We start from the raw sequence: 19,265 nt of genomic DNA, 5'->3' as shown, positions 1-19,265 counted from the left end.
CTTTCAAATCCCCTCTCTTTTTTTTACTACCTCTAAAATAAAACTAGCTGTTTCTTCAACTGCCTTATTGGAAACATCGATGATCGGACATCCGACCCGCTTCATGATTTTTTCAGCATAATCCAATTCTTCGAGAATTCGTTCAAAGCTTGCATAATTAGCCTCAGATGCCAAACCAAGGGCGCGCAATCTCTCTTTTCTAATTTCATTCAATTTTTCTGGCGAGATAATCAGACCGAAGCATTTTTTCCTTGGAATCGTAAACAACTCTTCTGATGGTGGAACTTCTGGAACAAGTGGGACATTGGCTACTTTGTACCGATGGTGCGCCAAATACATCGATAATGGTGTTTTCGAAGTACGGGAGACGCCAATCAAAACAATATCTGCCCGCAAGATTCCACGCGGATCGCGGCCGTCATCATATTTAACGGCAAACTCAATCGCTTCAATCTTGCGAAAATAGTCATCATCCAGCTTTCTCATTAATCCTGGCTTTTGGTTTGGCTGCAAATTGAATTTTTTCATAAATGCTTCCATTAATGGGTTGAGTAAGTCGACAGCAGGAATGTTTTCCTCTGATGCTCTCGCATCCAAATACGCTTTTAAATACGGTATGACAAGTGTGTAGGCAATGATGGATTGATTCTTTTTAGCTAGTAAAATAGCATCCTCGATATCTTCAATTTCTTCAACATAGGAACTGCGGCGAATTTCCACATGGCCGCCATTAAATTGAGTGGCTACAGCTTTGACAACAAATTCAGCTGTTTCCCCGACAGAGTCAGAGATAACATATACTACTTCATTTGGCTTCAAAATTTCACTCCCTTATGATTCACTGTACATTTCAATATACACCCGTGTTATGGTTGTTTTTGTAATCCGGCCGATAACGAGGTATGTATGGGTCTTTGCATCAAGTTTCTTTACAACAGGCAGGGAATCAATATGGTTCTCAATCATTATTTTCGCTGCTTCGTATAAAGTTTGATTCGGCTCGATCATGATAATATTCGGCATCCTTGTCATAATAACGCTTACAGGCAAGTCATAGAGGCTGCGCTTGCCAATCGTCGTTCGCAGCAAGTCTTTTCTCGATACCACACCAGCTAGGCATCCATTCGAATCAACCGCATAAAGGGTTCCGACATCTTCCAAAAATAACTGGACAATTGCATCATACACGCATGCCGATTTTTGAATGACAATTGGATGGGCTTTGTAATCAGCAACTTTTTGTTGAACCAATTTTTTTGCACGTTCCTGTTGGACTTGGTCATCATTCAAAAAATAGCCTACACGCGGTCTGGCATCTAAATTTCCTGCCATTGTCAGAATCGCCAAGTCGGAACGCAGTGCTGCTCTCGTAAGGGAAAGCTGTTCAGCAATTTGCTTTCCTGTAATCGGACCGTTCGTCTTAACAATATTTAAAATTTCCTCCTGGCGCTTTGTCAGTTTAATCATTCTCACTCCCTTCTTGGCTAATCGTCAAATGTGTTATACTTATTTTTATTTAGTATACTACATTTATCAAAAAATGAAACACTTTTATAGTGAAAAAGCAGAAATAATCATCATTTTTAATTGTGCTTCATTAAATACAGCTAAAAAAAGGCGGCCTTTATAAGACCACCTTTTCTTAGTGCGCTGCTGTTTTTGGGATTTTCAAGTAATTTTTGCCGGTTGCTGCGACGAGGACACCTAGTACAACCGCGAATGCACCAAAATAAAATGGTACATGCGGGTTAAACCATTCAGCTAATTTTCCGGCCAAAAAAGGTGCCGCCGCCCCGCCAATAAAACGAACAAAGCTATAGGAAGCCGACGCAATCGAACGTTCTACTGGGGATACTTCCATAACAGCCGTTGTGATTAACGTATTGTTTGTACCCGAGAAGGCTCCTGCAATGATGACTGCTAGAATAACGGTTACAAGCGATGATGTCCAAATTCCCATAACAAGCAAGTCAGCTGCAAACAGAAGCAGAACAATAACCATAGACTTTAACGTGCCGATCCTCTTTTCAAGCACGGGAGCAACAAAAACCGAAGTTATCGCCAACAACATTCCCCAGCCAAAAAAGACGTATCCTAATCCATGTTCATCCAATTTCATGACAAATGGCGTATAAGCCATTAACGTAAAAAAGCCAAAATTATATAAAAATGCCGTAATTCCAAGTGTTAATAATCCACGGTGTTTTAAAGCACGAAACGGGTCTAATATCGAGCTTTTCCTTGCGGGTTTTGGAATGTTTGGCAATAAAATCATGATTGCAACAAAGGCTATTGCCATTAAAACAGCAACACCTAAAAACGGTCCCCGCCAAGAAATTGAACCGAGTTCACCGCCAAGCAGCGGTCCAACTGAAATTCCAAGCCCCAAGGCTGCTTCATATAAAATGATTGCTTTTGCCGTACCGCCTGTTGACACCCCGACAATAACTGCGAGTGCCGTCGCAATAAACAAAGCGTTTCCAAGCCCCCAGCCGCCGCGAAATCCAACTAGCTGAGAGATGCCATCTGAAAAACCGCCTAATGCCGAAAAGACAATAATAAAGATCAGGCCGATCATTAACGTCAATTTAGAACCAACACGGCTGGAAACAAAGCCGGTGATCAACATAGCGATCCCTGTAATTAAATTATAGCTTGTAAACAGTAACGACACTTGGCTTGGTGTCGCCTTTAAGTTTTCGGCTATCGCCGGCAGAATTGGATCGACCAATCCCAGACCCATAAAAGAAATCACACATGCAAATGCCACAGCCCATACCGCTTTTGGCTGTCTCCCCTGTTGTTTTTGTAATTCCATCTTTAAAAATACCCCTGCCTTCTAATTTATTCAATTTTTATTCTTCCAGTTGTTTTACCTTATTAGCTGCTCTTGTTCGCAGTTCTTCTAATTCTTGTTTGACCTTTTGAATTTTGTCGAGTTTGACTTCGATTAGCCCTAGTTGTTCATTCACTACGTTAATGATTTGGGCCAATTTCTCTTTCTGTTCTTGTTCATTATTGGCACTGCGGTAGACTACCTTTTTCGATTCAAGAACTTCGCTAATTGCAATGTATTTTTGCAGTTCTTGGAGCGAAAACCCCAGCACTTCTTTGGCATTCACAATTTTTTTTAATAAATCAATATCCTTTTCGGAATAAAGCCTTGTTCCTCTTTCTGTACGCTGCGGTTCAGGTAGAATGCCGATTTCTTCATAATAGCGAATGGTTCTTTTCGTCAGTCCCGTTTGCTTTGCCACTTCATCGATTTTCACTAAATGCATTGTCTGCCCCCCTTGCATAATCTATGAACTTTTATTATTTCACAATTAGTACCGGACATGTCGCGTGTTTAATCACTTTGTGGCTGACGCTTCCCAGGACGATTTCGCTAATTGCATTAAGCCCTCTGCTTCCCATAATAATGAGGTCATAGTCTTTTGCTGCTTTCGTTATCTCTTCAGCCGGATCACCGAAAACAGTTCTCGGTGTATATTTCACTTCCGCGCCTGCTAACAGGGCTTCAGCCAGCTTTAAGATTTTCCCACCTTCTTCATTGATTAATTCCTCAATATTTACTTCCTCCGAAACCGTTGGGTCAACGACGGGGACATTCTGGTTAACATGAAAAATGGTAAGTGCACTCGTCGTTTGCAAATTTTTTGTGAGCTGTACAGCTTGTTTTAAAGCTCGTTTTGAATGTTCAGATCCATCGATGGCCACTAAAATTTTCTGATACATACAATTGTTCCTCTCTTCATAAATTAACGTTAACGTAAAATGTTACTTTCCTATTTTAAGCCTGTGACAAATATCACGTCAACGGAAATTTCGCTTTTTTTAACCGTTTTTTACAAACTGCCCACAGAAAAGGTTTAGAAAATGAAAAATAGGAAAAAGTAAAATAAAAAATGGACGAGGAGGTTTTCGTATGGTAAATCGAAAAGAAAGCGGTGAAACGGAGCAAGAGGTGCTTACCACTGAATCAAACCTCATTCGCAATGAAAAATGGGACGAGCAAAAGGCGGAAACAGAGTACGACATAATGGGAACAGCATTAAATGAATTGTAGGTCAAAACAAAAACTCTTTGCTATTTTGCAAAGAGTTTTTCTTTAAAAACCGATTTCCAGATATACTGGGCAATGATCGCTGCCCAAAATCTCTGAATGGATTTGGGCATCCAACAGCTTCTCTTTCAGTTTTGCAGAGACAAGAAAATAATCAATCCGCCAGCCAATATTCCGCTCGCGAACTTTGTTCATGTAGGACCACCAGCTATAGGCTCCTTCCTTTTCCGGATAAAAATAGCGAAAACTGTCAATAAATCCGGATTCCAGCAGTTCATTTATTTTCCCGCGTTCTTCTGGTGTAAAGCCGGAATTACCCAAATTCGATTTTGGGTTTTTCAAATCGATTTCCTTGTGGGCGACATTAAGATCGCCGCAAAATACAACTGGTTTTACTCTATCCAATTCCACTAAATATGCTCGTATTTGATCTTCCCAAAGAAGGCGGTAGGCCAGCCTGGCTAAATCCCGCTGCGAATTTGGTGTGTAAACATTCACTACATAAAAACTTTCAAACTCTAAAGTTATAATTCTTCCTTCCGGCTCCGAAACATCCGCTTCAAAACCATAAGATACCGAAATTGGCTTTACTTTTGAAAATATCGCTGTTCCCGAATAACCTTTCTTTTCGGCATAGTTCCAAAATTGGTGGTAACCCTCCAAATGAAGGTCGATTTGACCTTCTTGCAGTTTTGTCTCTTGTATACAAAAAATATCTGCATTGAGATTGTGAAAATACTCCAAAAAACCTTTTTTCACACATGCCCGTAATCCATTCACATTCCAAGATACAAATTTCATTGTCTATTCTCCTTGATGCTAGGCACTGCCTGAAGTTTGCTGAGATCGATTGACTGAACCAAAAAAGAGAGCCTCCTAAAAACGGCCCTCCGATTGCAGTTATTCAGCATCAAACACTTTTACTTCTTTCATTGTGTCGCCGTTTTTCATTGCCTTTACGGCTTCAAGTCCGGAAGTTACTTGAGCGAAGACAGTGTGGACTCCATCCAGATGCGGCTGGGACTCATGAACAATAAAGAACTGGCTCCCGCCTGTATCTTTTCCAGCATGTGCCATTGAGATTGCCCCAGGCTGATGTTTGTGCGGATTTCCTTCAGTTTCGCATTTGATCGTGTAGCCCGGTCCGCCCATTCCAGTGCCGGTTGGATCTCCACCCTGGCTGACAAATCCAGGAATCACGCGGTGAAAAATAACCCCATTGTAAAAGCCTTCATTGGCTAATTTTTCAAAATTGGCAACCGTTCCCGGTGCTTCGTTGGGAAATAAATCAAACTCAATTTTGTCTCCATTTTCCATTAGTATGTATCCTTTTTTCGCCATTTTGCAACATCTCCTTTTCTGTCAAATCAACAGTCTATATCATACCATTTTTTATCATGATATGAAAAGTGCTGCGATTCCTATCATGCGTTAATCCAGCGGTGAAATGCATAGACGGCAGTTAAAAAAAACAAAGATCCGACAAACGTATTCGCATGGATCCATGATTCTGAATGGCGAAAAAGTCCCAGCAACTCGGCGAATTGTTCCATAAATTGCATGATCCAACCGGCAATTAGCAAGACAGCTAGTCGGTTCCATCTTTCCATAAACGACAAAAAAATCGCTGTAACTACCGGAAGTATAATCAATAGGTAGAAAATATTGATTGAGAAGATGTCTGGAAATGGCCGATTTAGGAAAACGTACAGGTGCTTTCCAGACATTAATAGGTCAAGATATGTTCCAAACAGAACTGAAAACAACAGCGCTGGAAGCATTTTTTTAATCAATAAGTGACATTGCTTTTTTGGCGAGTGCTGCGAGTTCAAGCCTTTCGAGGGTTTTACAATACTCACTTTCAATCTCTCCATTTACTTTTTCATGATATGGATCAAGCATATCGGCAACCAGCCCATTTTCATACCAATCACCTTGTTCCACTTCGAGATGTTCAACGTTTTTCCACGCATTTTCAAGATAGGGACTATAAATCCGGCTTGCCCCGGGACGAAGCTTGCAGCCCTTTAAATGGAGCTGATATTTTCCTGGCAATCCCTCCCGAATCGGATGGAAAATTTCCGGCCAATAATCTTTCCTTGAACCTGTGTGAGGATTCCGAGCCGCCCAATTTTCGACACATCGTAAACGTTCCTGATCTTGAAACAATAATGCATACAACCTTTTTCCTAATTGAATCCGTTCGGTTAATGAGCCGAACTGCTTTAATGTTTGCCCGATTAGCATGACTTGATCATTTTTGTGGTAAGGAAAAAGAATTTGGTTAAATGAAAAAAACTCCTGGAGCTTAAATTCGGGCGTATTTAACACAGCTTTTTGAAATCCGGTGTTTTGGACTACCCGCTTTTCCAAATAGTTTTGTTCGTTAATAATTAATGCAATCGTCAAAATAGCAAAGTCTTGTTTTTTCCAAAAATACTGCCAGATCACCTCCATAAAAAGAGAAATATTTAAATAGGGGCATAAGTAAAAGAAAGGCTCATTTCTTTTTTTACTCTCCTCGTAAAGCAAAAATTGCGGATAGGCATCTTGAAAAATTAGCCAATTCCCGCGTTCCAGAAATAAAAAGAACGATTCTTTTTCTTGCTTTGTCAGTAGATGCATCAACAGTTCGCCTTTTAAATCTGTCATATTCCACCCGCCATTTCGAGACACCATATGGCCGAGAAACGCCCAGTGAACCTCGGGATGCTGCTGGTAAAAATCGAAATAGGCTTGTGTCCTCGCTACATTGTTTTTGTTTCGTTCTGCCGTTTTTTTGCGCACCTCTTGAAGCAGTCTCGCCTCTTCCCTTGTCAACGGGACTTTTTTTCCCGATTTTTCTCTTTTTTTCAATTCATTTTTAATGATATCAATTGGGTTTCTTGCTCGATTTCGGAAAAAAATCGCCTTCACCCCCTGCACTAATGAATTCGTCCAAGCCTGTCGGGAATATGAATGGGTAAAGGATCATGATCAGAGAGGATGAGCAGTAGGAATGAAAAACATCAGGGAAGGAATCAATTGGATTGTTGAGGTGCTTCGGAAAGATCAATCCCGTGATGGTTCATGGAACTACCCTTTTGAAACAGGACTCGCAACGGATGCGTATATGATCATTTTATTACGGAGTTTGCAGTTCGATGATGAACAATTAATCAAAGATCTTGCGCGGAGAGTTATCAACAAACAAGAAAAAAATGGGTCATGGAAATTGTTCTATGATGAACCTTCAGGAAACTTAAGTGCAACGATTGAAGCGTATTACAGTCTTCTATATTCAGGCTATTTCCCAAAAGAAGATCAACGCCTACAACTGGCTAGGAAATTTATTTTAACGAAAGGGGGAATTGAAGGAGCAAACATGTTTACAAAGATCATGCTTGCTTTGACTGGACAATATCATTGGCCGACATACTTCCCAATACCGGTCGAAATCGTACTTCTCCCCCTCTCATTCCCGATCAATTTTTATGAATTTTCGGTATTCGGAAGGGCCAATCTTGCGCCTATCCTCATTGCAGCGGATAAAAAATTCACTTTAACGGGTAAAAATAGGCCAAATTTATCGGATTTATTTTTGCAACAACAGAGAGTGGCTAACTGGGCAAGAGATCCCGATCTTGAATCCGTTTTTTCTTCAATAAAAGCAGGAGTCAATCAATTAATTGGCCTGCCTGGGCAGCTTCACGATTTGGCAATGGAAAGAGCAAAAAAATACATGCTTGATCATATCGAACCCGATGGTACCCTATACAGCTATTTCAGTTCGACATTTTTAATGATCTACGCTTTATTGGCGCTGGGTTATCGAAAAGATGATGCAATTATCATAAATGCTGTGAATGGATTGAAAGCAATGAGAACGGACATTGGCGGGCTGCCCCATATTCAGTACACAACGGCAAGTGTTTGGAATACATCGTTAATCAGCTTTTCTTTACAGGAGGCAGGTCTGTCTCCAAAAGACCACATGATTCAGCGAGCCAATCACTATCTGCTGGATCATCAGCATGATAAGTTTGGCGATTGGGTGATTCACAATCCTGCCGGTCAACCTGGGGGGTGGGGGTTTTCCAATGTCAATACGATCAACCCAGATATTGATGACACAACCGCTTCATTACGGGCTCTTGCGCAAGATGTACCCACCCGAAATAAAAGCCAAGAGGCGTGGAACAGAGGGCTAAAATGGCTTGTTACAATGCAGAACAATGATGGCGGCTGGCCTAGTTTTGAAAAAAATACCGATCATAAATGGTTTTCACTACTGCCGATTGAAAAAGGAGAATTTTTGTTCAATGATCCTTCAAGTGCAGATTTAACGGGAAGAACCCTTGAGTTTTTCGGTCGTTATACAACTCTTCAAAGAACTCATCCACTCATTCAAGATAGCAATCGCTGGCTGATCGACCATCAGGAAGAAAATGGATCCTGGTATGGCAGATGGGGGATTTGCTACCTTTACGGAACCTGGGCCGCTATCACCGGCTTGCGGGCATCAGGCATCCCGGCAAGCCATTCTTCCATTCAAAAAGCGGTAAAGTGGATCCGTTCCATTCAAAATTCAGATGGGGGCTGGGGCGAATCGTGCCTTAGCGATCAGCAAAGGAAGTACACAGCACTTCAAGAAAGTACTTTGACTCAAACGGCATGGGCTCTTGATGCCCTAATCGCTGCGTCAGAATATCCGACACCTGTAATCAAGGGGGGAATTAGCTATTTGTTAAAAAACCTGCAAAAAAACGACTGGACAACTGAATATCCGGAAGGCCAAGCAATGGCGGGCGGGTTTTATATTCACTACCACAGTTACCGCTTTATCTTCCCAGTGCTAGCTTTATCGCACTACAAGCAAAAGTTTGAAACAGATTAAGAGCAAAACATGAGTGGTATTGCGATTCATGTTTTGCTTTAAAACCGGGAAGAAATCCAACTGCAAGTGGAATGGTAAAAGCAACTGATACTAGTACTCCCGTCAAAGTTGTCAACAGAAGAAGTGCAAGCTCAAGTCCTGAAAAATAAACTAAAGTCACAGTCATCACCCTTTTTACCCTTTGTATCTATTATAATCTACCGAATCATTCCGGTAAAAGGCAAAAAAATAGAACCGTTTTGATTGACGGTTCTAAAAAACTGCTAAAAAGTGTTGTAAACATTATCGCATGTTTCGGCTGTTGGTTCATAAAAACAATGCAGCTTATAGCGTGCAACCAGCGGCTGGTTATACCATGTAGACGGACAATTGCCTGGCGGCCTGAAATACCATAAGCTGTATTTGGCTGGCCAATAGCGTTCACCATTGATTGACTTTCGCGCTAAGCGCTTCTCCTTTTCTCTTGCTCTCTGATAAAAATAGCCTTTTGTAACCGCTTCAAATGCGTGCGGCTGGAAGATCATTTGCGGGATTGTACGAAGGCCTTTAAAATCGGAACAGTTAGCCCGGATCCGATTGATGCCCACATTCCCAACTAACAACATTCCAAGTGTTCCTTCGCCTTCCGCTTCTGCCCGCAGTAATCTTGCCAATAAATTTACATCCGATTGTCTTGCTTTAACGACCGCCACCCGAGCCACCTCCATTGTAGTTCATCTTTATCATATTCTTTATTTTCTTTCTGTTGACCAAATTTTAAGTTTATTTCCCATAAAGCCATAAGCTTTTTAGCAAAAAAGAACCATCCGGTCATGGTGATGGTTCTTTTTTAAATCGCTTACAATTCTTTCAGCTTTATCGCTGTTAATTTCTCGGCGTTCTGATTAATCTTCCGAAGCGCCTCGCGATATTCTAATTCCAATTGACTGACAATCTCAGAAACGGAATGAATTTCATGGATAGCCCCCACTCCATGTCCTGCTGACCAAATATCACGCCATGCCCTTGCATTCTCTCCTTTTTGCATGTGGTCAAAATCAACTTTTTCTTTTTTTACTAACTTTTCCGGATCCAAGCCAGCTTTTTTGATGCTTGGAATCAGCATATTGGCTTTTACACCTGAAAAAGCGTCCGTTAAAAGAATATCTTCCTGTGTGGCATCAACCAACATTTGCCGATACTCATCTTTTGCCATGCTTTCTTTCGCGACAATAAAGCGGGTACCCATATAAGCAAGATCCGCACCAGCAGCTTGAGCGGCCAAAATGCTTTTCCCCGTTGAAATCGACCCAGCGAGAACAAGTACGCCATCCCAAAAATCTCTCACCATGTCCACGAACGCAAATCCATTAATTTGGCCGGCATGACCACCAGCGCCGCTGGCAACGAGAATCAGTCCGTCAACACCTGTCTCAGCAGCTTTTTTCGCAAACGTAAGATCGCTCACATCCGAGAAAACAAGTCCGCCATATCGATGGACGATTTCAACAACAGCCCTTGGACTTCCTAACGATGTAATAACCAATTGCGGCTGATGTTTTTCAATCAATGCAAGCTCTTCCTGCAAGCGGCTATACGAACGATGGACAACCATATTCATCGCCCATGGTGCAATTTTTCGCTCAGGGTTAGTTGATCTTGCCGCATTTAATTCAGCATTTAATTGCCCCATCCACTGATCCAACACTTCAATTGGCCTTGCATTTGGAGCCGGAAAAGAGCCAATAATGCCATTCAAACAACAATTTTTCACCAAATCAGGGCCCGAAACTAAAAACATTGGAGCAGAAATGACCGGGAGCCGTAGCTGCTCCCACCAGCTTGTTGGGATTTTCCTGTTCATGCTAACCCTCCAGTTTTAAAAATAATAATTTTCTGAATAGTCATTCATAATTATCTTACTTGATCTTAGTATATTATTCAACATAGGGTAACTCTTGGTTGACTCCATGAAATACGAACAATTCTAATTATTTTCATTATAATTATTCGTTAATTTGTAAAAAACAATTGATTTATCTAAAAAAATTGCTATAATGATACTAAATTCATAAGCTATCGCTCATATAATCGCAGGAATAAGGCCTGCAAGTTTCTACCGGATTGCCGTAAACAATTCGACTATGGGTGGGTAAATTAGAAAACAACAGGATTTTTTCTGTTGGTTTTCGATTCCTTTCGGTTGCAAAACCCAAAGGCCTTTGCCTCACTCATTTCATGTGAACAATGGCCTTTGGGTTTTTATTTTTAAGGAGGATCCCGAATGAAATTATTGGAAGAAAGAATTAAAAAGGATGGAAAAGTTTTATCTGAAGCAATATTAAAAGTCGATTCCTTTTTAAACCACCAAATTGACCCCCAACTCATGAATGAGATTGGCATTGAATTCGCCAGACGGTTTGCAAATGATTCGATAAGCAAAATTGTTACGATTGAATCTTCCGGAATTGCACCAGCAGTCATGGCTGGACTTCATTTAAATGTACCCGTAATTTTTGCCCGGAAACAGAAATCTTTGACACTTGTTGATCACCTTTTAACTGCAAAGGTTTATTCCTTTACAAAGCAAGAATCCAATGAGATTTCTATTGCCAAAAAATACATTTCCGAAAATGACACTGTTTTAATTATCGATGACTTCTTAGCCAATGGCCAAGCTGCACTCGCTTTAGCAAAAATCGTTACGGAAGCAAAGGCAAATGTCGCGGGAATTGGTATTGTTATTGAAAAGTCTTTTCAAGGCGGTGCAGAGATTTTGCGAAAGGAAAATTACCGCGTAGAATCACTTGCTCAAATTGCATCACTTGCGGATGGCAAGGCAGTCTTTAAATAGGGAGATACATTCTGAATATAAAAATTGGAGGAATCTGTAAAATGAAACAAAACCCTTTTAAGGTCGCTTCCTTAGGGATACAACATGTGTTGGCTATGTATGCCGGCGCCGTCATTGTCCCGCTTATTGTAGGTGGAGCACTTAAATTTTCAGGCGAACAATTAACCTACCTTGTTTCGATTGATATTATGATGTCCGGGCTTGCAACGATTTTGCAAGTTTGGCAAAATCGCTTTTTTGGTGTCGGTTTGCCAATCGTACTAGGTTGTACATTCACTGCCGTAGGACCCATAATCGCAATTGGAGGCCAATATGGTATTTCAGCCATCTATGGTTCTCTTTTAGCTTCCGGTGTCATTGTTATCCTAATCGCTAAATATTTTGGTAAATTGATTAAATTTTTTCCACCCGTTGTAACTGGTTCTGTCGTTACCATTATCGGCATTACCCTTATTCCAGTTGCGATGAACAATATTGCCGGCGGCCAGGGAAGTCCTGATTTCGGCTCCGCTTCCAATATTGCGCTTGCTTTTGGCACTCTGCTGTTTATTATTTTTCTATACCGATTTTTTAATGGGTTCATCCGCTCGATTTCGATTTTGCTGGGCTTAGCTGCCGGGACGATTGCCGGCTATCTGATGGGAAAAGTGAATTTTTCTGCTGTTGCCGACGCTTCGTGGTTTCATATGATTAAACCGTTTTATTTTGGTACTCCATCGTTTGAGCTCACACCCATTTTAATTATGACGCTTGTCGCAATCGTTAGTTTAGTAGAATCAACAGGCGTATACTTTGCACTTAGCGATATAACCGGCCGCAAACTGACAGAATCGGATTTGGCGAAAGGCTATCGCGCAGAAGGGCTTGCCATTATTCTTGGATCCATTTTCAATTCTTTCCCTTACACGACCTATTCCCAAAATGTCGGACTTGTACAGCTTTCCGGCGTAAAAGGGAAAAATGTCATTTATACAATGGGCGGAATCTTAATTTTCCTTGGTTTTGTTCCAAAGATTGGCGCCCTGACAACAGTCATCCCTGCTTCTGTTCTAGGTGGTGCAATGGTAGCGATGTTTGGCATGGTCATTGCCTATGGAATAAAAATGCTCAGCCATGTTGAAATGGCTTCCCAGGAAAACTTATTAATTATCGCATGTTCGATAGGCATGGGGCTTGGCGTAACAGCTGTACCAAATTTATTCTCTCAAATGCCAGATGCCGTTAAAATTTTAACAAACAATGGTATTGTTGCCGGAAGTTTAACAGCGGTTTTCCTAAACATTGTTTTCAATATTTTAAAGCCGGTAAACCAGTCGCAAAAACTCCAAACCTTAAAGGATTCTAAAATGTCAAAAGCCATGTGAATGGGGACTCCCCCCTTTCATTTGGCTTTTTTTACAAACACATGCCGTTTCGTTTATTCACCTCGCATGTTTCGAAAAAAACATCCTAATCCATCCCCCTTCGAAATTAAAAATCATCTTTCAACAATGGAAATCTGCCACCTGCTGTCCTTTTTTTGCTCCAAAAAAGCAAATTAGTTGTGAAAGGAAAAATGTACGCTATTATTAAGCTACAATAGTTAAAAGTAGGTGCAGTCAATGGATAAAAAGAGGATTATTTACGTGAACCTGATTGTGGTTTTTGTCCTTCTCTTGTATATAATTTTTTCCAGCTATTTTCTTATTTTAAAAGAAGAGAACTCCAGCAAAAAAATCTTGAACGAAACCCTTCCATTGATCCAAACAGTTGACGATTTATGGACAAATGTTTTAAATGAGGAAACCAGTGTCCGAGGTTATGTCTTAACGAGCGAAGCAAAACATCTCGCTCCTTATTACAATGCAAGAAAAGCCATTTCAAGGGACATGGAGAAATTGGATCAGTACGAAAAAAAATATTCGACCGTGGACACAAATATCGAAAAATTATTCCACCCGCAGATGAAAAAGATTGACAATTTCTTTCAAACGGAAATTCAACTCGTTCAGCAAGGAAAAACGGCAGAAGCAGAAACAAATATTAATAATGGCAAAAAACAAATGGATCAGTTAAGAATTTTAAATAGCCAACTTCAAAATACATTGTTGAATATTTCCAGGGATGAAAGCAATGCACGAGCGAAATCGCTGGCCATTGCAAAAACGGTTATCTTCATTGCCGTTCTTGCCTCCATTGTTATCGCCATTTTTGTCAGTTTTTTGTTTTACCGTGCCAGAAAAGCAGAGAACCAGCTAAACTATTTAGCATTTTTTGATTCATTAACTGGTATACCCAATCGCGCTTCCCTAAAAAATTATTTTGCCCGCGAGCTTGATTCTTTTAAACGGAAAAAGCAAAACCTGGCTGTCCTTTTTGTTGATCTTGATGGTTTTAAGCAAATTAACGATGCTAAAGGTCACAGCTTTGGAGATCTATATATTCAAAAAGCAGTTGAAAAGATGAACAGCATTCTTACAGCAAATGGCCGGCTTTTTCGCTTTGGCGGTGATGAATTTATTGTTTTGCTTGAAGATTATAAAGATGTGGTCGAAGTAACACAGTTAGCGAAGCATATCAATGCAGCTTTTGCGGAGCCCATTCAGATTGATGGTTTTATTAGCCATACTTCTGTCAGCATTGGAATTAGTTTGTTTCCGAATAATGGATCCAATGGTGAAAAGCTAGTTCAATACGCAGATCTTGCTATGTATGATGTAAAGAAAAATGGCAAAGGCGGCTTCTGTTTTTACAACACAAGATTCAGCATTGAACTTGCTGAGAAGGTTCTGCTTGAGGAACAGTTGCGTGAAGCAATCAGAGAAAAATCGTTTATTTTGCACTATCAGCCGCAAATCGATCTTTCATCTGGTGCGATTGAAGGATTGGAGGCATTAATCCGCTGGGAACATCCTGATCGCGGAATCATTTCACCAATCCATTTCATACCATTGGCAGAAGAAACAGGTTTAATTATCCCATTAGGAAAATGGGTGATGGAAGAAGCCTGCAGGCAAAATCAAGCATGGCAAGCTTCTGGTTTTCCTCCTGTTCAAATTGGGGTCAATGTTTCACCTGTTCAATTTCAAGATACGTCTTTTTTGGAAACCGTACAAGAAGTTCTTAGAGAAACCGGAATGGACCCCCGCTATTTAGTACTTGAAATCACTGAAAATGTTATGCAAAATACGAATGAAGTGATGGATATCATTCGTCAATTAAAACAGATGGGCATTAAAGTTTCGATCGACGATTTCGGTACAGGCTTCTCTTCGTTGAGTTATTTGCACCGGTTGCCGATTGATCAGCTAAAAATCGATAAATCATTTGTTGATGGCATTTATACAAATTCAGCATCAAAGTCGCTGATTACAAGTATTATTGATATGGGGCAAAACCTTGAGCTGCAAATTGTTGCTGAAGGAATTGAAGATAAGCACCAAGAGCGATTTTTACAAGAAAAGAAATGCAATATCGGCCAAGGCTATCTTTACAGCAAACCCCTGCATGCAACTGAAATTGAATCCCTGATGGGCGAAAAAATGGTTCCCGAAACCCGTGTTCATATTTAAGAAAAAATTCGCCGAAAGCGAGTTTTTTCTTGTTTAGGACTGGTACGGATTTCGATTGCAGCTCAATTCCAGCTTCTATTCAAATAAAATAAAATCATTTTCGCTGTACGTCTCCAACATCACTTTCGTTGGTTTTTCAACTTTAAAATATTTTACTTTTTCCAAATTCACAGTCATTCGTTCGGAACCAAACGTGCGGGTATACTTATCGGTAACCGGAAATGACAGCCAGCGTTGTTTGTATAGAGCGATTATTTTATCTGAAACAATTTCCGCGCTTTCAGCTTTCACAGGCAGCGTAATCGGTTGTTCATCTACATTAAAAAAGCGGATTATATATTTATTGACCATGCTTCCCCCCCCAATTCGCTTCATTATATGAGAATTTGTCCGAAAGTATGCTGCCTTCATGCTGTTGCTCAAGTGTCAAGCCTGGGTTTCTTTATCTCTAGCCGAACCGGTCAAAATTTAGTATGATGGAGAGACGAGTTTAAACTAGAACAAAGCGAGGATTCAGAAAAAAATGAGCTTACTTTCTGTTGAAAATTTAAGTCATACGTTTGGTGATCGAACTTTATTTAAGGATGTCTCCTTCCGTCTGTTGGCAGAAGATCACGTTGGTCTTGTCGGAGCGAACGGCGTTGGAAAATCCACTTTAATGAATATTATTACCGGGCAGCTAATCCACGACCATGGACGGGTTGAATGGACACCTAGCATTCAGTACGGCTATTTGGATCAACATACTGTTTTAACTACAGGGAAGTCGATTCGCGACGTACTGCGCAGTGCATTTCTTTCCCTTTTTGAAAAAGAAAAAGAATTAAATGAAATTACTGAGAAAATGGCAGATGCCACTCCTGAAGAGCTTGAAGAATTGCTTGAAAAAATGGGAGAAATTCAAGATGTCCTGGATGCTGGAGGGTTTTATTCTCTCGATATCAAGGTTGAAGATGCCGCCAGAGGTTTAGGTCTTGACGTAATCGGCTTGGATCGGGATGTCAGTGCCCTTAGCGGCGGACAGCGTACAAAAGTCCTGCTTGCCAAGCTGCTTCTAGAGCAGCCAAAGGTTCTGCTCTTAGATGAGCCGACAAACTACTTGGACGTGGAACATATTCGCTGGCTTACATCTTATCTGAAAGAATATCCGTATGCCTTTATCTTAATTTCGCACGATACCGAATTTATGAATTCTGTATCAAATGTGATTTTTCACTTAGAATTCTCCAAGCTGACCCGATATACCGCCAGCTATGAAAAATTCCTTGAACTTGCAGAGATTAATAAGAATCAGCATATCAATGCGTATGAGAAGCAACAGGAATTTATCAAAAAACAGGAAGAATTCATCGCAAAAAATAAAGCGCGGTACTCGACAACCGGGCGAGCCAAAAGCCGGCAAAAACAACTCGACCGAATGGAACGGATTGACCGGCCAGAGACGGCACTAAAGCCAACCTTTGAATTTAAAGAATCGCGCTCAAGCAGCCGGTATGTCTTTGAAGCGCAAGAATTGGAAATCGGCTACACACACCCGCTTCTCCCCAAGATGAATAGGACGATTGAACGCGGTGAAAAGGTCGCCATTATCGGCTGCAACGGGGTCGGAAAATCAACATTGCTTAAAACGATGTTGGGGAAAATCAAGCCGCTGTCTGGCTCAATTGAACACGGTGATTTTCTCTACCCTGCCTATTTTGAACAGGAAGTAAAAGCGCAAGGTATTACGCCTATTGATGACGTTTGGGCGGAATTCCCCCATTTGGATCAGCATCAAGTACGGGCAACATTAGCGCGCTGCGGCTTGAAAAATGAACATATTTCCCGGCCACTGAACCAGCTTAGCGGCGGTGAACAGGCAAAGGTTCGACTATGTAAATTGTTAATGAACGAAAGTAACTGGCTTGTTTTCGATGAGCCGACCAACCATCTTGATGTTGTGGCCAAAGAAGAGCTAAAACGAGCCTTAAAGGCCTATAAAGGCACAATTGTCCTCGTTTCCCATGAACCGGATTTTTACGAAGATTGGGTAACAAAAATTTGGAACGTTGAAGAATGGTCAAAGCAAACCGTTTAACTCTTTTAAACAAGACAGGCATTTAAATATGTCTGTCTTTTTCTGTGCCTACGCTTTTATTCGCATGAGTACTTTGCAGTTTCACTTCATCACTGCTGGCATATCCTTTTCGGACATGCATACAATGTATCCAGAGATTTCTTTTTTAAAGGAGCCGATCAAATGAAAACGAAAGTTTCTGCCGTTTTCTTTCTTGTGTTGACATTGGGTTTCATGGCATATCTGGACTCTCCCTATTCGTTTTTAAATCGAGATTTTACTTATTCAGCGAGCGAACCGGTTACAGCTGTTCCCACACCAAATGATCAAATTCCTTCAACAAAACAACCCGACACAGTTGAAAAATTAGAAAAGCGAACAAAAGAGAATGGCTACATTGTTGAAACATACCGTGAATATGAAGTATATAAGGATTCTAATGGAAATGTAACCAAAAGCGTCCCCACATCAAAAACAGATACTTTACGATATTGGGACTACAACTCAATGAAAAAATGACCACTTTCTATGTGGTCATTTTTTTGTTTTTGTTTAACAATTTGTTTTTTTGGCAAAAATGAGAATAAAGAGTTTTACATATTAAAAAGATTATGGGTTTGTTGCATTTAACTATTTCGTCATTTAAATTTTTAGAAAAGAAAAACCGATTACCAAAATCACCCACAAACTGCAAATATTTTATTAAAATCGAACTTTTTGTGACGATTTGTGAATTTGCCCTGAAACCTATTCTCATTTTCCGTTTTTTTTGGTATATTTATATAGCTTTTCTACTATCATCATAGTTTCTATAGTGAAATCTAATAAACTGAAAGGGGAACTTACATTGAGAAAATGGATCCGGTCTGCTAAACTTTCTTATTTAGCTTTATTGGGCATGGTATTGCTGGCTGGTTGTGAAAAAAACAACTACCTTGTACTAAACCCGCAAGGTCCTGTTGCTCAAGAAGAGCTGCGTCTAATTATTATTTCGGTTATTTTAACGGCAATTGTCATCCTCCCGGTTATCGCGATATTTGTTTATATTCTTGTTCGTTATCGCGATAAACCAGGCAATAAAGCTCCTTATCAGCCTGAATGGGCAGATAGCAAGGTGCTGGAAATTATTTGGTGGGGTATTCCTGTAGTAATCATTGCAATTCTTGGATATTTTACTGCACAAACAACTTTGAATTTAACAAAACCACCAGTTAAAGATGTAAAGCCAATGGTTGTTCAAGTAACTTCAATGAACTGGAAATGGATGTTTACGTATCCAGAAAAAAACATTGCAACGGTCAACTATGCTGAAATTCCTGCAGGTGTACCTGTACAATTTATTTTGACATCGGATTCGAATATCAATTCATTCTGGGTTCCGCAGCTCGGTGGCCAAGAATACACAATGCCAGGTATGTCGCTCGGATTATGGCTGCAAGCTGATAAAACAGGTGAATACTTCGGATCAGGGGCGAACTTTACTGGAAAAGGGTTTGCTCATATGCAATTCAGAGTGAAGTCTGTAAGCCAGGCTGATTTTGACAAATGGGCTGCAGATGTTAAGAAAAGCTCCCCTGTTTTAACAAAAGATGGGTATAAAAAACTCTCAGCGCCAAGCCTAGAAAAAGAACTTAGCTTTTCTTCTTATCCGAAGGGGCTGTTCCAAGATATTGTAAACAAAAATGGCGGCGAATATTACCAACACATGAACAACATGGGCGATAATAATGCCATGACAAGTATGGATACTAAGAAGTAACAGAAGTAAATGAAATGAGAACTCGCCTACTGGTGAATCCTTTGGAAGGTTCCTGGGGCGTAGTTGAAATGATGCATTCAGAATTTATCGGTATAAATTCTGATAAGCCAAAAATTGGGAGGAA

20 protein-coding genes and 1 riboswitch are annotated in these 19,265 nt (G+C 40.5%); of the genes, 8 read left to right on the top strand and 12 right to left on the bottom strand.

The window, feature by feature from the left end:
- Window positions 1-3: 3 nt before the first annotated feature.
- The 5 genes from ACQYAD_RS11220 to ACQYAD_RS11200 all read right to left on the bottom strand — a co-directional run bounded on the left by ACQYAD_RS11220 (window position 4) and on the right by ACQYAD_RS11200 (window position 3,738).
- On the bottom strand, window positions 4-819 hold the full coding sequence (locus tag ACQYAD_RS11220) for a pyruvate, water dikinase regulatory protein (protein ID WP_430238196.1): 816 nt from the start codon (window positions 817-819) through the stop codon (window positions 4-6).
- Window positions 820-831: 12 nt separating this feature from the next.
- On the bottom strand, window positions 832-1,467 hold the full coding sequence (locus ACQYAD_RS11215) for a helix-turn-helix transcriptional regulator (RefSeq protein ID WP_430238195.1): 636 nt from the start codon (window positions 1,465-1,467) through the stop codon (window positions 832-834).
- Window positions 1,468-1,642: 175 nt separating this feature from the next.
- A complete protein-coding gene (locus ACQYAD_RS11210) occupies window positions 1,643-2,818 on the bottom strand; it encodes an MFS transporter (protein WP_430238193.1) in 1,176 nt (391 codons plus the stop codon).
- 37 nt (window positions 2,819-2,855) lie between these two features.
- Window positions 2,856-3,281: a MerR family transcriptional regulator gene (locus ACQYAD_RS11205; protein ID WP_430238191.1), complete on the bottom strand. Its 426-nt coding sequence runs from the start codon at window positions 3,279-3,281 to the stop codon at window positions 2,856-2,858.
- A gap of 34 nt (window positions 3,282-3,315) precedes the next feature.
- A complete protein-coding gene (locus tag ACQYAD_RS11200) occupies window positions 3,316-3,738 on the bottom strand; it encodes a universal stress protein (RefSeq protein WP_430238189.1) in 423 nt (140 codons plus the stop codon).
- A gap of 190 nt (window positions 3,739-3,928) precedes the next feature.
- Here ACQYAD_RS11200 and ACQYAD_RS11195 point away from each other — a divergent pair, with 190 nt between their 5' ends.
- Entirely contained in the window at window positions 3,929-4,069 is a 141-nt protein-coding gene (locus ACQYAD_RS11195; protein ID WP_430238187.1) for a hypothetical protein, read from the top strand.
- A gap of 42 nt (window positions 4,070-4,111) precedes the next feature.
- On the opposite strand, the gene ACQYAD_RS11190 is transcribed toward ACQYAD_RS11195, so the two are convergent.
- From ACQYAD_RS11190 to ACQYAD_RS11175, 4 genes are all read right to left on the bottom strand, one after another.
- Window positions 4,112-4,867: an exodeoxyribonuclease III gene (locus ACQYAD_RS11190; RefSeq protein WP_430238185.1), complete on the bottom strand. Its 756-nt coding sequence runs from the start codon at window positions 4,865-4,867 to the stop codon at window positions 4,112-4,114.
- 99 nt (window positions 4,868-4,966) lie between these two features.
- Complete coding sequence (locus ACQYAD_RS11185; RefSeq protein WP_430238183.1) at window positions 4,967-5,407, bottom strand: peptidylprolyl isomerase; 441 nt, start codon at window positions 5,405-5,407, stop codon at window positions 4,967-4,969.
- An 83-nt stretch (window positions 5,408-5,490) separates the two neighbouring features.
- Complete coding sequence (locus ACQYAD_RS11180) at window positions 5,491-5,847, bottom strand: CBO0543 family protein (protein ID WP_430238792.1); 357 nt, start codon at window positions 5,845-5,847, stop codon at window positions 5,491-5,493.
- A gap of 4 nt (window positions 5,848-5,851) precedes the next feature.
- Window positions 5,852-6,982: a DUF2515 family protein gene (locus ACQYAD_RS11175; RefSeq protein ID WP_430238181.1), complete on the bottom strand. Its 1,131-nt coding sequence runs from the start codon at window positions 6,980-6,982 to the stop codon at window positions 5,852-5,854.
- Between the two features lie 82 nt (window positions 6,983-7,064).
- On the opposite strand from ACQYAD_RS11175, the gene shc reads away from it, so the two are divergent.
- Window positions 7,065-8,942 carry a squalene--hopene cyclase gene (gene shc, locus ACQYAD_RS11170; RefSeq protein ID WP_430238179.1) on the top strand — a complete coding sequence of 626 codons (1,878 nt, stop codon included), beginning with the start codon at window positions 7,065-7,067 and terminating at the stop codon, window positions 8,940-8,942.
- A 263-nt stretch (window positions 8,943-9,205) separates the two neighbouring features.
- On the opposite strand, the gene ACQYAD_RS11165 is transcribed toward shc, so the two are convergent.
- Entirely contained in the window at window positions 9,206-9,634 is a 429-nt protein-coding gene (locus ACQYAD_RS11165; RefSeq protein ID WP_430238177.1) for a cell wall hydrolase, read from the bottom strand.
- A gap of 146 nt (window positions 9,635-9,780) precedes the next feature.
- A complete protein-coding gene (locus ACQYAD_RS11160) occupies window positions 9,781-10,785 on the bottom strand; it encodes an NAD(P)H-dependent flavin oxidoreductase (protein WP_430238175.1) in 1,005 nt (334 codons plus the stop codon).
- 199 nt (window positions 10,786-10,984) lie between these two features.
- A riboswitch (purine riboswitch) is annotated at window positions 10,985-11,086 on the top strand.
- A gap of 119 nt (window positions 11,087-11,205) precedes the next feature.
- On the opposite strand from ACQYAD_RS11160, the gene ACQYAD_RS11155 reads away from it, so the two are divergent.
- From ACQYAD_RS11155 to ACQYAD_RS11145, 3 genes are all read left to right on the top strand, one after another.
- Window positions 11,206-11,775, top strand: coding sequence for a xanthine phosphoribosyltransferase (locus ACQYAD_RS11155; protein ID WP_430238174.1), 570 nt, complete (start codon window positions 11,206-11,208; stop codon window positions 11,773-11,775).
- A 41-nt stretch (window positions 11,776-11,816) separates the two neighbouring features.
- Window positions 11,817-13,139: a nucleobase:cation symporter-2 family protein gene (locus tag ACQYAD_RS11150; protein ID WP_430238172.1), complete on the top strand. Its 1,323-nt coding sequence runs from the start codon at window positions 11,817-11,819 to the stop codon at window positions 13,137-13,139.
- A 261-nt stretch (window positions 13,140-13,400) separates the two neighbouring features.
- Window positions 13,401-15,326, top strand: a complete 1,926-nt coding sequence (locus tag ACQYAD_RS11145; RefSeq protein WP_430238171.1) for an EAL domain-containing protein — start codon at window positions 13,401-13,403, stop codon at window positions 15,324-15,326.
- Between the two features lie 75 nt (window positions 15,327-15,401).
- Here ACQYAD_RS11145 and ACQYAD_RS11140 read toward each other — a convergent pair whose 3' ends face one another.
- Window positions 15,402-15,677, bottom strand: a complete 276-nt coding sequence (locus ACQYAD_RS11140) for a hypothetical protein (protein WP_430238170.1) — start codon at window positions 15,675-15,677, stop codon at window positions 15,402-15,404.
- 172 nt (window positions 15,678-15,849) lie between these two features.
- On the opposite strand from ACQYAD_RS11140, the gene ACQYAD_RS11135 reads away from it, so the two are divergent.
- The 3 genes from ACQYAD_RS11135 to ACQYAD_RS11125 all read left to right on the top strand — a co-directional run bounded on the left by ACQYAD_RS11135 (window position 15,850) and on the right by ACQYAD_RS11125 (window position 19,141).
- Window positions 15,850-17,403: an ABC-F family ATP-binding cassette domain-containing protein gene (locus tag ACQYAD_RS11135; protein WP_430238168.1), complete on the top strand. Its 1,554-nt coding sequence runs from the start codon at window positions 15,850-15,852 to the stop codon at window positions 17,401-17,403.
- 162 nt (window positions 17,404-17,565) lie between these two features.
- Window positions 17,566-17,901 carry a hypothetical protein gene (locus ACQYAD_RS11130; RefSeq protein ID WP_430238166.1) on the top strand — a complete coding sequence of 112 codons (336 nt, stop codon included), beginning with the start codon at window positions 17,566-17,568 and terminating at the stop codon, window positions 17,899-17,901.
- A gap of 328 nt (window positions 17,902-18,229) precedes the next feature.
- The gene (locus ACQYAD_RS11125) at window positions 18,230-19,141 is read left to right on the top strand and encodes a ubiquinol oxidase subunit II (protein ID WP_430238164.1); all 912 of its coding nucleotides are present in this window, start codon (window positions 18,230-18,232) and stop codon (window positions 19,139-19,141) included.
- Window positions 19,142-19,265: the final 124 nt, after the last annotated feature.

It is taken from the genome of Neobacillus sp. SM06 (assembly GCF_050496765.1).
In the GTDB taxonomy this organism is placed as follows: domain Bacteria; phylum Bacillota; class Bacilli; order Bacillales; family Cytobacillaceae; genus JAEVLT01.
The sequence above is the reverse complement of the archived record's forward strand: the minus strand, read 5'-3'. Positions and strand labels throughout refer to the sequence as shown.

Bases quoted from the DNA above. Each gene is read 5' to 3' on its own strand.
- ACQYAD_RS11215 (WP_430238195.1), bottom strand. From the start codon at position 1,467: ATGATTAAACTGACAAAGCGCCAGGAGGAAATTTTAAATATTGTTAAG.
- ACQYAD_RS11210 (WP_430238193.1), bottom strand. From the start codon at position 2,818: ATGGAATTACAAAAACAACAGGGGAGACAGCCAAAAGCGGTATGGGCT.
- ACQYAD_RS11205 (WP_430238191.1), bottom strand. From the start codon at position 3,281: ATGCATTTAGTGAAAATCGATGAAGTGGCAAAGCAAACGGGACTGACG.
- ACQYAD_RS11200 (WP_430238189.1), bottom strand. From the start codon at position 3,738: ATGTATCAGAAAATTTTAGTGGCCATCGATGGATCTGAACATTCAAAA.
- ACQYAD_RS11195 (WP_430238187.1), top strand. From the start codon at position 3,929: ATGGTAAATCGAAAAGAAAGCGGTGAAACGGAGCAAGAGGTGCTTACC.
- ACQYAD_RS11190 (WP_430238185.1), bottom strand. From the start codon at position 4,867: ATGAAATTTGTATCTTGGAATGTGAATGGATTACGGGCATGTGTGAAA.
- ACQYAD_RS11185 (WP_430238183.1), bottom strand. From the start codon at position 5,407: ATGGCGAAAAAAGGATACATACTAATGGAAAATGGAGACAAAATTGAG.
- ACQYAD_RS11180 (WP_430238792.1), bottom strand. From the start codon at position 5,847: ATGCTTCCAGCGCTGTTGTTTTCAGTTCTGTTTGGAACATATCTTGAC.
- shc (WP_430238179.1), top strand. From the start codon at position 7,065: ATGAAAAACATCAGGGAAGGAATCAATTGGATTGTTGAGGTGCTTCGG.
- ACQYAD_RS11160 (WP_430238175.1), bottom strand. From the start codon at position 10,785: ATGAACAGGAAAATCCCAACAAGCTGGTGGGAGCAGCTACGGCTCCCG.
- ACQYAD_RS11155 (WP_430238174.1), top strand. From the start codon at position 11,206: ATGAAATTATTGGAAGAAAGAATTAAAAAGGATGGAAAAGTTTTATCT.
- ACQYAD_RS11150 (WP_430238172.1), top strand. From the start codon at position 11,817: ATGAAACAAAACCCTTTTAAGGTCGCTTCCTTAGGGATACAACATGTG.
- ACQYAD_RS11140 (WP_430238170.1), bottom strand. From the start codon at position 15,677: ATGGTCAATAAATATATAATCCGCTTTTTTAATGTAGATGAACAACCG.
- ACQYAD_RS11135 (WP_430238168.1), top strand. From the start codon at position 15,850: ATGAGCTTACTTTCTGTTGAAAATTTAAGTCATACGTTTGGTGATCGA.
- ACQYAD_RS11130 (WP_430238166.1), top strand. From the start codon at position 17,566: ATGAAAACGAAAGTTTCTGCCGTTTTCTTTCTTGTGTTGACATTGGGT.